The following is an 11,738-nucleotide window of genomic DNA, read 5'->3' as shown; positions in this document are numbered from 1 at the left end:
CGCCGCGGTTCGGCCGCCGTCTATCTGGACGTCCACCACCCCGAGATCGAGGAGTTCCTCGAGATCCGCAAACCCTCGGGCGACTTCAACCGCAAGTCCCTGAACCTGCACCACGGCATCAACATCTCGGACGCCTTCATGGAGGCTGTCCGCGACGGCCGGACCTTTGACCTGCTGTCACCCAAGGACAAGGCGGTGGTGAAGACCGTCGACGCCCGCGCCCTATGGCAGAAGATCCTCGAGATCCGCCTGCAGACCGGCGAGCCCTATCTGATCTTCTCGGACACGGTGAACCGCCAGATGGCGCCGCACCAGCGCGAGCTGGGCCTGTCGGTCAAACAGTCCAACCTGTGCGCCGAGATCATGCTGCACACCGGCCGCGACCACCTCGGCGTCGATCGCACCGCCGTCTGCTGCCTGTCCTCGGTCAACGCCGAGATGTTCCTGGAGTGGCGCGAGGAGCCGAAATTCGTCGAGGACGTGATGCGCTTCCTCGACAATGTGCTCGAGGACTTCATCCGCCGCGCCCCGCCGGCCATGGCTGCGGCCGTCTATTCGGCCAAGCGCGAGCGTTCGGTCGGCCTCGGTCTGATGGGCTTCCACTCCTTCCTGCAGTCCCAGGGCGTGGCCTTCGAAAGCGCCATGGCCAAGTCGTGGAACATGCGGCTGTTCAAACACCTGCGCCGCGAGGCCGACAAGGCCAGCCGCGTCCTGGCCGAAGAGAAGGGCGCCTGCGAGGACGCCGCCGAGCGCGGCGTCATGGAGCGGTTCAGCCACAAGCTGGCCATCGCCCCGACCGCCTCGATCTCGATCATCTGCGGCGGCACCTCGGCCGGCATCGAGCCGATCCCGGCCAACATCTACACCCACAAGACCCTGTCGGGCTCGTTCGCGGTCAAGAACCCCTATCTGGAGAAGGTTCTCGGCGCGAAGGGCATCGACACCACCGAGGTCTGGTCCTCCATCCTCGAGCACGAGGGTTCGGTGCAGCACCTCGAAGGCCTGGACGAGGACGAGAAGGCCATCTTCAAGACCGCCTTCGAGCTGGACCAGCGCTGGATCGTCGAACTGTCGGCCGACCGCGCTCCGGAAATCTGCCAGGCGCAGTCGATCAACCTGTTCATCCCCGGCGACGTGAACAAGTGGGACCTGCACATGCTGCACTGGTCGGCCTGGGAGAAGGGCGTCAAGTCGCTCTACTACCTGCGCTCCAAATCGGTTCAGCGGGCCGCCTTCGCCGGGGCCGAGAACAAGGTCGAGGCCGAGATCGACCCGAACCAGCCGGACCTCTTCTCGGCGGCGCGCACCGACTACGACGAATGCCTGGCCTGCCAGTAGGCCGGTAACCACGCCGACAGCCTCTCCGCCGGAACCTGCCTGTCGGGGCCGACGTTCCGGGACACGAAGCGAAAGTCTGTTGGCGTAACGGCCTGCATCGTGCAGGGTCGCATTCGTTAACGGATCGGGGAGGGACCGTTGATGCGTATGGCGGCGATTCTGGCCGGAGTGTTGGCGACTGTGGCGCTTGCGGCCCCGGCGCTCGCAACCGAATCGCAGGACACCCCGACCGCCCGGTCCGATCTTTCCGACCCGTGGAAAGTCGCCGTCGAGCGCCCGACCAATGTCGCCGATCTCCTGACCCGTCTCGACCGTGACGCCCGGTATGCCGCCGACCGTGCATGGGAAGCCGCCGATGGCTGGGCCGGCTATGCGCCCGACCGCGACCGGTCTTCGCAATGGGCGGCGTCCAGCCGGGACGTCTGGTTCGAAACGGAGCGCTTCGACGACCGGTTGCGCCTGCGCACCGAGGGGCCGTTGCGCCGCCTCGACGGCTCGCCCCTGCCGCCCGGACCGCTGGACCCGGCGACCCTCGACGCCGAACACTACGATCTGACCTACATCCGCGGCTGGACCGAAACCCTGGGCCAGACGGCCTCGGGGCTGGACGTCACCCTGACGCCGCACCTGGGGGTCGGGGTGGGATCGCGCGGCGGCACGACAGAGGCGGGCGCCACCCTGCGCATCGGCCGCGGCCTCGAAAAGCTGGTCCCGGACGGCGGCGACGCCTTCGGCGAACGTCCCCGCTGGTATCTGTACGCGGCGGGCTCGGGCCGGGCCGTCGGCTATAATTTCGCCCGCAACCGGGACGGCGACTTCGCCCGCTCGGGCGTGAGCCAGGACTCGGGCAATTTCCTCGGCGACGCCTCGCTGGGCGTGGCGATGCGCCGGGGCCCGGTGCACAGCTCCCTGAGCGTCGTCTATCGCGAGATCGAGACCGAGGGCCTGCGCGCCGGCCACGGCGTCGATACGGACGTGTCCGAGGGCCTGATCGCCTTCCAGCTGAGCATCAAGCCGGAATAGCCGCGCCCGCTACTGCGTCCGCGCCACACCTTCCCGACGATCGTCGGCGCCCCCGTCCCAGGCCCAGCCCCCCGCACCCTGCCGCCACATCGCGCCATGCAGGCCCGAGTTTTCACTGGCGTTGGGCTGGAGCGCGACGCCCCGCGCGGCCAGCCCCGTGCGCAGGGCCTCGGAGAAGCGTTCCGTGTCCGCTCCGAAGCCGTCGCCCCTGGCCACCAGATTGGGCAGGTCGAACGCCGCCTGCACCGGCAGGCCCCAGTCCAGGATCGCGATCAGGGCCCTCGCGTTATAGGCCAGGATCGACGGCCCGCCCGGCGAGCCCAGGGCCCCCAGCAGGCGCCCGTCGCGGTCGAGGATCAACACCGGCGACATCGACGACCGGGGCCGTTTACCGGCCGCCACGGCGTTGGCCGCCGGCGCGCCGTCGGGCCGCACGGGCGTGAACGAGAAGTCGGTCAGCTGATTGTTGATGAAGAAGCCGGCCGCCATCCGGCCCGAACCGAACACGCTTTCCACCGTGGTGGTCATGCTGACCGCATTGCCCCGGGCGTCGACGACCACGAAATGCGAGGTCCCTGCCGGTTCGCGCGTCGCGTCGGGGCCGGGGAAGGCGCCGCCCGGCGGCGTGCCGGATTCGGCGGCGCCGGTCAGGCCGGGCGCCAGCGCGGCGCGGGCGGCGACATAGTCGGGGTCCAGCAGGCCCTGCACCGGCACGCCCACGAACCCGGGATCGCCGACATAGCGGTCGCGGTCGGCGTACATGAGCCGCTGCAGTTGGGCGAAGGCGGTCCAGGCCGCCACGCTGCCGGGCCCCTCGTGGACGTCCGGCGTCCGCTCGGCCATGGCCAGCAGCTGAAGCACGGCCACGCCGCTGGACGGCGGCGGCGGCACGCAGACGACATAGATCCTGTACGGCCGGCACAGGGCCCCGCGCTCGACCGGCGCATAGGCGGCGATGTCGGCGGTCGTCAGCGCGCCGGGCCGCGGCTCCTGCGCCACGGCGGCGGCGATCTCGCGCGCGATGCGGCCGTTGTAGAAGGCGTCGGCGCCCCCCGCCGCCAGCTCGGCCACGGTCTCGGCGTAGGCGGGGTTCCTGAGCACGTCGCCGGCGGCGTAGCGCGCCCCGTCCGGCCTGGTGAAATAGGCATTGGCCCAGCGGCTTCTCGCCTGGCCCCGCGGGGCCGCGATCATGCCCGCCAGCCGAGGGCTGACCACAAAGCCGTCGCGCGCCAGACGCTCCGCGTCGCCGAACAGGGCGCTCCACGGCAGCCGTCCGTGCGCCCTCTGCGCCATCGCCAGCATGGCCACGGCGCCCGGCGCGCCGGTCGAGCGGCCGCTCAGGATCGCCTCGCCCACGCCGAGCGGCCGTCCGTCTTCGTAGAACAGTTCAGGCGTCGCCGCCGCCGGCGCCGTCTCGCGTCCGTCATAGCTGGTGACCTCGCCGGTGGCGGCGTCGAACACCATCATGAAGGCGCCGCCCCCCAGTCCCGACGACTGCGGCTCGACCAGGCCCAGCACCGCCTGGATGGCCACGGCGGCGTCCACCGCCGAACCGCCCTCGCGCAGCACCTTCAGACCCGCCTCGACCGCCAGCGGATTGGCGGCGGCCACGAAGGGGCCGCGCGCGGCCGGCGCCGGGGCCGGGACCGGCGCCGCGCCGGCTGATCCGCCCGTCCCGCCCGCACACCCCGCCAGCGCCAGCGCCGTCGCCACGACAGCCGTCAGCACTCGGAAGGACCGGGTCGGGAGGAGGTTCATGGCTGACTCGTGCGAGGGCGGATGCGCGGAGAAGCCTCTACTTGGCCCGGCGGCCGCCCGAACGAAACCCCCCGCCGTTTCGCCCGTGCGGATCGGCGCCGGAATTCATCGTTGAAAACCCGTCGCGTGGCTCTTGCCCCCCGCCSCCYCGTCCGCTAGATACCCGCCTCGCCGTTCGCGGCCAAGCGCGCCCGTAGCTCAGCTGGATAGAGCATCAGACTACGAATCTGAGGGTCGGACGTTCGAATCGTTCCGGGCGCGCCATTTNCCTCGCCGTTCGCGGCCAAGCGCGCCCGTAGCTCAGCTGGATAGAGCATCAGACTACGAATCTGAGGGTCGGACGTTCGAATCGTTCCGGGCGCGCCATTTCTTCCAGAATATGTTGAGCTTTCGGGCGGCGAGTAGCGCTTCTATACCGAGGGCAACAGTAATGGTCGCCAGATTGTCCACCGCCTGGACTGGTTCCAGTCCGAAGGCGTCTGAGGGCTTCTGAGGCCTCACTCGACCGGGAACCGCTGGTTACATAACCTAGAACGGCTCGGACGCCGGCGTTGCCCGGACACACCGTTTTTGGGCTTGTCCCCCGGACTCGTGAACTGCTCCTCTGTCCCCCCGGGATTGTCGGGGGACATCGCCATGCGGCGGTTTGGAAGGTTAATTCCCGAATCTGAAACGCAAATTCGCGCTTGCAGTCCAACAAATCCGGCTCGCGACCCGGCGTCTTGGGCGTTACTTGAGCGGGGAAAACGATCTTTAGATCAAGATCTTCTCAAGTTTCAACTGTCCACCCGGGGGACAAAAGGGTCGGTTTTCGTGACCAGCCATTGTTCACCCGAATCGCGGTCCCTTTTTCAGCCAGAGAGACCGCCGGGCGCACAGTCCCCGTGATCGGCCCTCGTGATCGACCAGCTATCACAAGCCAAAAACGCCGTGATGTGCCGCCCCATCGCGAACTTTCCTGGCTGGTCCGGCAACCGCGACCCGTGTCGGGGCGCCAAATCCGCAAAACTGCGGGCCGGCCACCCTCGCCGCCCGAGGCGTCGCAATAGCGGGCTGGCACATCACGGTCTCCGGGGCCTGATGTGCCAGCCATCATCCGGACTCACGGTGGCCGTCGGATGGAAGAGAACGCTGGCGTTGACGAGCTCTTGGCCTACGTCTCCCAGTCTCCTGCGACTGGCCTGTCGCCGATAGATTTGCGCAGACCGGTCGGTGGTATGGCCGAGCTGGGCCATGATGATGGCGTCGGAGCATCCGGCTTCGGCGAGCTCTACGCCGCGCGTGTGTCTCAGGCCGTGCCAAGTCAGCCCGGACCTTACCTTGCCCTTCCCCTCCAGTCGCCCAAGAACGCGGGCCAACGCCTGACTGAGCTGCCTCGGGCGCCAAGCGCCGCCGCGACGATTGTAGGCGATGGTGGGCGCAGCGGAGGTCGTGCGCTCATCGAGGAGCTCGGTCAGCCGCGGGTCTTCGAGATGTTCGATGCCGATCAGGCTCTTTCCCGATCGCCACCTGTATCGGACCCGCGCCCCTTCCCGGACGCGAGCCGTTGTGGGCAGGCGGCACAGATCGTCGCGCCGAAAGCCGCCGTATCTGGCAAGGCCGACCGCTCTCACCAGACCTGGCATATGCGCACAGGCGGCCAAGACGTCCGCCACCTCCGCCGGCGTCCACACCGGGTGCGGTTCGGCGCACCGCCCTCGTCCCTTCACGCGGTTAACACCGAAGAAGAGATTCAGCGGAAGAACCTCATCATCGATCAGCGGCCGACATGCGTTCTTCAGAAGCTGTAGTCGCAGGGTGGCTGCCCGGTGTCCGTCGAGGGCCCAGCGATCCCGCAAGCTGCGGAGGAATGGACGTCGCACCTGATCCAGTGCGACGTGCCCGATGTGGTCATGCAAATGGCCGGCGACGCGGCGATACTCCTGCCGCGTGCTGGCCGAGAGCCGGAGGAAATCCGGACTGGCGAGATAATCGTCGAGCAGGTCCCAAACCCGCTTGTCGGCATGGTCTGTCAGAAGCGCCTCCAACTGGAGCGCCGTTCCGACCGTCGGAACGGCCGCAGAAATGAGTTTCATGGGAGAGCCGTGTTATGCGGCCGCAATCTGTCTAGGCTAATCAGCAAATCCCGGCAACCCGGATTCACGGGGATCCAGGTCGTGACGAAATGATGGGGCTCCAGAAACAGGAAGCTCACCATGCCGACCACGAAATATCCAGCAGTCGACGCTGCAATCCGGAAAGAGCTCAGGAGGCAGTCCGATCCGGACTGGAGGCCGATCCGCGCGACCTTCCCAAGTGTGCCCAAGAGCTCGTTCTATAATCGGATCAAGGCCGTCGAACGGGCCCTGCAGGAGGAACGCAGGGCGAAGAGGCTCCGGCTGGCCGAGCCGTTGAGTCCGCGCGCAGGGCGCCGGGATCCCTTTGCTCTAATGGCGGAATGCGATCTGAGAGCGGAACTTGTGTTCGTACTCGACCTGTCCCTGCGGCTTCGCGCCGCCTCATTGGAGGGTGATCGAATCAAGAATCCCGTGGCGCATGATCAATCGATCCAGCTTCGGAATCGGATCGTACGACGGATGTTGTTGGTGCGAAAAGATCGTGAGCGGTTCGACCTGTGGCATGTCTCCTGGTCAGCCGCCGCAAGGACGATGGGGCGGTCGACATCAGTCCAGCTCTCCCACTTTCGAAAGCAGATGCTCCTCCCGGAGCAGTGGTCTGCGCTGCAGATCGCGATCGGGGCGCTCAGGGACGCCAAGCTGCTCGACACTGGTCCCAACATGTCCTCAAGGGAACTCTACGAGGCAGCGCGATCACGTCTCTACGTCCTTGAGCGTCTTGAAGTCTGGCGGAACAGGCAAATGGATTATCGAATGATGGGACGCCAAGTGGCCTGGATCCTTGAGCGCGTTCAGGATCGGCAAGATCTTTCTTTGGAGGTTGTTGAGCCGCTGCGCCAAATGGCCCGGCTGTGGGTGTATCATGTTGCAGAGCGTTGCGCGGAACGGCGGGGCATCCCCGCGGAAGGGCCGCGACATGCCGTCGCTGTCCTCCATCATAGCCAAAAGGACTCAGTACCGGGGCTTCGGGCGGCCATGACCTTTGCTCGAATGGGATAGCACGTCGGGCACGCGGAACGCCTTAAAGGAGCCAAGCACGAAGAGCCATGAGTGGTAACCGTTGCAAAGGCGGAGGCCGTGATCGTCTCGTCGACTATGGTTCCTTCTTCTGGCGCTCCGCCTTTTTCCCGACCCCCGCTGCGGGCTTCTTTATCCACGCGAATGCGACTTTGTAGCCGAGTTCGTCAGCGATCCGGCGGCCGGCATGGCGGAAGGTGATCAGGCTGAAGAAGGGCAGCCTCGGTTCCTTCTTCGGCGAGCCGTTCACGAGGACGCCGAACACAACGGTGTAGTCGGCGGGCACCAGGTGAGTGCCGGCGGCGGGCACGAGGTCGACGTAATCCGCGCCTCCCGGCTGTTCGGCGATCTTGGTGCGAACGCGATCACGGAATGGCCCGTCCCGCTTTAGCGCGATCGCCGACACGAGGCCTTGGTTGAAGAGGTGGCTGAGCCGCGAAGACTCGGACTTGTCCTTGATGTGGATGAGCCGCTTGTCCTTGCCGAGGAAGTCGCAGACCTCAATCGAAGTAGAGGAATCGCTCGGCTTCACCAGTTTAACGTCCAAGGACAGCAAGTCCCCTCCGCTTGCCTCCACACGGGCATTATATCGCTTTTCGTTGTCACCGGCGTGGGCATCCGGAAGCGCCACCTTATCGGTGTTGGCGAAGTACGCTGCGACCTCCTTCGCCAAGTCGGCGTCGATCCGATACCACCGGCCACCGGACAGAGTGAAGGTTTCACCGTCGAGGACGGTTTCGAAGACGAGGCAGTCCTTCACCGGCCACGCTTGGCCGTTTACTTGGCCCTTCTCGTCGCACTCCTGGACCGAGTGTCGAGAGAGGAAGTCCTTATCGTAGACGCTTAAGCTCTTAGCCTTCAGGTCTGACAGATAGTGGACGATTTCCAGATCAGGAAAAACCGACTGTGACGAGAAGCCCCGAAAGCGAACCCAGTCGGTCTTGTCGGGGTCGTAGATGACCGGGTAAGCCAGCCCTATGTCATCAACCTCCGATGGGTTGTTCGCCAACGCGTCAGTCAGGGCGCTTGCGAGGGCCCCGTCCAGCCTTTCGAGCACCTTAGCGTCTCGAACGTGCTTGATTTGGTCGATCCACCCGAACTCGGTTTTGTAGTCGTCGAGGCCGTGCAACGCCAAGGCCCGAGAGCAGATGCTTGGCAGATCGTCCAGCTTGACCTTACGTCGGATCGTGAGCGCATCGCTTCCACTGATCCGAGTCGCGAATGTCTTGTCCTTAGGCTCGCCAAGCAGCCCCCGGACAATGTCGCGCTCCGGATCAATCTCGAACGCCGTCCGCTCCGATCCCCGGCTGGTCTGGGACCTACGGCTTAGTGTGTTGGAGTCGGGCGTCCGCAGGTCCGCACTGCGCAGCTTGGTGTGGTCCACAGCGTTCAGAACAACGCGCAGGCCGAAGTCCTGCTCGAACGCCGTCTGGTCCAGTTTGGAGTGCCCCATGCCGAAAGAGACGGCAAACCACCTTGCGTCAGCCTTCAGAAACGCGAGCCCGTAGGCGGACCTCTGGATCAGATTGTTCTTGGTGGCAGCCGGCAAATCCAGGAAGTCTGTCCACCCTGGATATCCGCCGCCCAAGGCGCCGGTTGCGACTTGGGAGCCTTCGAACGCAGCCCACGGTTCTAAGGTCACGCCAGCCCGAATGGCACCGGCCGGTTCGACGTCCTCTCGCAGGAGTCGCAGGTTAATGTTCTGAGTTTTCTCGGTCATTCCGGCCCCTTCTTCAGGGTATCGTGGTTCGCGGAACCGAAGATCGCAAGAAGCTAGGCGTTACGCCGGACTGAGGGCCTCATGGAGCATCGCCGGCAGCAGGCCGCTTAGATGGCCGGATGCTTGTCCTTGAGCTACGCAGGCAGCATTTGCCTTAACTTGCAGGTCGTCGAACCAGCATTGGTCATCCAACGTGGGGACGGGGATTGCGATTTTCTCCAGCGCCTTAATGCCCAAGGTGCGGTTGCGGCCAGCCCCGCCGGGCGATGCTTGCGAGAGGGCCAGAAGCCCTTCTTCGCTAAGGAACCAGTATCGCAAGAATTTCGATGTGGCGCGTTCGGGACAGGGGACGCAGGTGAGAAAGCGATGAGAGCCCACCCTACCCGTGTCTTCGGGTTGGGCTACCGCGACAGCGCCCTCCCAAGCGAACACGATATTGAAGAGCAGATCACCGTTTTCGATGCGGAACAGCTTTTTCGAACCAACCTCGATGCCGGGCAGGGCAGGCTTGTGAAAGGTGCCTCTGCCGAACGAACGGACACCAAGTTCCGGGTAGGCCGCGTCGAGGTCGATGACTACAGGACGGCGAACGAGCGGCGCGACCTCGGCCATTGCGACGCGCGGGGCATCGGCCGCGATGCGTGTGAAAGCGGCGCGCAAGACCGCAGCGGTCTCTGCCCCTACTGCGTCAGCGGCATGGGCGCGTGAGGCTACCGCCTCCGCGGCCGCGTCCAGTCGCGCCACGATGGATCTTTGATCAGCAAGGGGCGGGAGAGGTATCTCTTGCGCAAGGAACCGCGCCTCTTTTAGTCGCACGCGATTGGTGCTTCCCTCGCTGGCGCGCCTGCAAAGGGCAACGAACCAGTCGGTTTTGCTTACCCACGCGACGTAGGCCGGGACCGCCCGCCGATCGTCGACGTCAAACGATGGGAAGTCATTCGAGACCACCGCCCCGTCCAGTTCGGGCGGCACAATTCCGAACGCGCCGTGGCGCGCGTCGATCTTGGAGATCACAAACTGCCCGGTCTTCACTTCATTCTGCTGGGTTGCTGAAATCTCAGCACCCTTAAGTTGCCCACGAAGCTTGAGACCCTTGCCCCAGAGACGAGCAGTTACCTGCGAGTAAGTCGATTCAGGATCAAGGACGATACGGTTAGAGGCAGAAGTGAGCACTTCGCCAAGCGGCACCTTGGGCCAACTGGTCATACCGCACCGCGTTTCGCGAGCAGCACGCGCAATTCCTCCAGCGCCGCCACCACCTCGCGCTCCTTGGCTAGGGCCGCGTCGACGATCTCTGTGGGTGCGCGATGGTCCGCGGTGCTCTTTGAGCGGGGATTCTTTAGGTCGAGATTTACGGCGCGAACCAAGCCCGCCTCGTCTCGCTCGATGAGCCCTGGACCGTGCACGGTCCAGGCGCAAGGGTCTTCGCCTCTTGTGTCCCACCAGTTCGCAAGGTCGGCCAAGTCAGCCGACTGCAAAGGCGCGGTCTTGGAGTACTTGCGACGCCCCTCGGGCGCCGGTTGCTCCCAGTATGCGATGTCGCTGGTGGGTCCGGTCGTGTCGAAGAAAATGATATTGGTAGCGATGTCGGTGTAAGGCGCGAACACGCCCTCCGGCAGGCGAACGATCGTATGCAGGTTGAATCGCTCCAACAGGTCGGCCTTGATCCGAGCCGCTACCCCGTCGCCGAACAGCACGCCGTGTGGCACGACCACCGCCGCTCGCCCGTGGCCCCCACGCTTGAGGCGCCGCATGATGAGTTGGAGGAACAGCAGCGCTGTCTCGGCCGTGCGTCGATCGTCGGGGAAGTTGGACAGGATGCCCGCCTCTTCCTCGCCACCGAAGGGCGGGTTGGTCAGGATGACCTCCACTCTCTCCCGCTCGCCGATGTCTGTCAGGCGGTGGCGCAGGGCGTTGCCGGGATCGATTTCCGGCGCCTCCAGCCCATGCAGGAGAAGGTTCATCTGGGCCAGCAGGAAGGGCAGCGACTTTGGCTCGACACCCTTGAGCGATCCCGCCTGAAGTTGTTCACGCTTCTTCACGGTATCAGCCTGACGCACCATGTGGCCGTAGGCTTCGGTCAGAAAGCCTCCAGTGCCGCAAGCCGGATCAAGCACGGTCTCGCCAATCCGTGGATCGACGCGTTCCACCATGAACCGCACAACGGCGCGCGGAGTGTAGAACTCACCGCTGTCGCCAGCCGCGTCGCGCATCTCGCGCAGAAGCGTTTCATAAAGACGGCCGAGAGTATGAATTTCCTCGGAACTATCGAAGTGGATGCCGTCGATCAGGTTGATCACGTCCCTTAGCAGATAGCCGCTCTCCATTCGGTTGGTGACACCACGAAAGACTGTCGCGACTACGTCTCGCCGATCCCGGCCGCCGTTCTGTCCCCGCAAAGAACGAAGATAAGCGAACAGGCCAGGGCCCCGCGTGCCGTCGGGCCGGGTGGTTTCATCACCGGTGATGAACAAGAGGAGGTCGGGGCCGGTGATACCGTCCTTGTCGGCCGCCCAGTCGCGCCAGCGATAAGGCGGCTCGATCGCGGCGTGGAAGGGCTCGTCAGCCAGTTCAGCCTCGTCTTGGTGAACGCGCTCAAGATCGTCGAGGAATTTGAGAAACATGATCCAAGTCAGCACAGGCAACCGGTCGAGGTCTCCGTTCAGACCTTTGTCCTTCCGCATGATCTTGCGGGCCGACTTCACAATGGAATCCAGGCGCTGGGCGGTAGCTTGGGGAGCGGCGGTCTTCTTGGCGCGGGCCAT

At 65.1% G+C, this 11,738-nt stretch carries 8 protein-coding genes and 2 tRNA genes; 5 read left to right on the top strand and 5 right to left on the bottom strand.

Going from position 1 to position 11,738, the window contains the following annotated elements:
* Together ASD25_RS03630 and ASD25_RS03625 are read left to right on the top strand one after the other, a co-directional pair.
* On the top strand, positions 1–1,338 hold a 1,338-nt coding region (locus ASD25_RS03630), incomplete at its 5' end, for a ribonucleoside-diphosphate reductase subunit alpha (protein WP_056614998.1).
* Between the two features lie 141 nt (positions 1,339–1,479).
* Complete coding sequence (locus tag ASD25_RS03625; protein ID WP_235561689.1) at positions 1,480–2,361, top strand: lipid A-modifier LpxR family protein; 882 nt, start codon at positions 1,480–1,482, stop codon at positions 2,359–2,361.
* Positions 2,362–2,370: 9 nt separating this feature from the next.
* Here the strand turns inward: ASD25_RS03625 and ASD25_RS03620 are convergent, their stop codons facing one another.
* Positions 2,371–4,119: a gamma-glutamyltransferase family protein gene (locus tag ASD25_RS03620; protein WP_055827319.1), complete on the bottom strand. Its 1,749-nt coding sequence runs from the start codon at positions 4,117–4,119 to the stop codon at positions 2,371–2,373.
* A gap of 187 nt (positions 4,120–4,306) precedes the next feature.
* On the opposite strand from ASD25_RS03620, the gene ASD25_RS03615 reads away from it, so the two are divergent.
* Both ASD25_RS03615 and ASD25_RS03610 read left to right on the top strand, forming a co-directional pair.
* Positions 4,307–4,383, top strand: a tRNA-Arg gene (locus tag ASD25_RS03615).
* 25 nt (positions 4,384–4,408) lie between these two features.
* Positions 4,409–4,485 (top strand) — tRNA-Arg (locus ASD25_RS03610).
* Positions 4,486–5,180: 695 nt separating this feature from the next.
* Here the strand turns inward: ASD25_RS03610 and ASD25_RS03605 are convergent.
* Positions 5,181–6,194 (bottom strand): site-specific integrase, encoded by a 1,014-nt coding sequence (locus ASD25_RS03605; protein WP_055827316.1) that lies wholly within the window; start codon positions 6,192–6,194, stop codon positions 5,181–5,183.
* 120 nt (positions 6,195–6,314) lie between these two features.
* Between ASD25_RS03605 and ASD25_RS03600 the strand changes: the two genes are divergently transcribed.
* On the top strand, positions 6,315–7,235 hold the full coding sequence (locus ASD25_RS03600) for a hypothetical protein (RefSeq protein WP_055827309.1): 921 nt from the start codon (positions 6,315–6,317) through the stop codon (positions 7,233–7,235).
* A 94-nt stretch (positions 7,236–7,329) separates the two neighbouring features.
* Here the strand turns inward: ASD25_RS03600 and ASD25_RS03595 are convergent, their stop codons facing one another.
* Genes ASD25_RS03595 through ASD25_RS03585 form a run of 3 tightly spaced genes read right to left on the bottom strand, consistent with a single transcriptional unit; the run spans position 7,330 to position 11,738 of the window.
* Positions 7,330–8,973 (bottom strand): DUF6119 family protein, encoded by a 1,644-nt coding sequence (locus tag ASD25_RS03595; RefSeq protein WP_055827306.1) that lies wholly within the window; start codon positions 8,971–8,973, stop codon positions 7,330–7,332.
* A gap of 60 nt (positions 8,974–9,033) precedes the next feature.
* Positions 9,034–10,179: a restriction endonuclease subunit S gene (locus ASD25_RS03590; RefSeq protein WP_156376887.1), complete on the bottom strand. Its 1,146-nt coding sequence runs from the start codon at positions 10,177–10,179 to the stop codon at positions 9,034–9,036.
* Positions 10,176–11,738 carry a class I SAM-dependent DNA methyltransferase gene (locus ASD25_RS03585; RefSeq protein ID WP_055827300.1) on the bottom strand — a complete coding sequence of 521 codons (1,563 nt, stop codon included), beginning with the start codon at positions 11,736–11,738 and terminating at the stop codon, positions 10,176–10,178. Before ASD25_RS03585 ends, ASD25_RS03590 begins: the two co-directional genes overlap by 4 nt.

This window comes from Brevundimonas sp. Root1423, assembly GCF_001426805.1.
The sequence above is the reverse complement of the archived record's forward strand: the minus strand, read 5'-3'. Positions and strand labels throughout refer to the sequence as shown.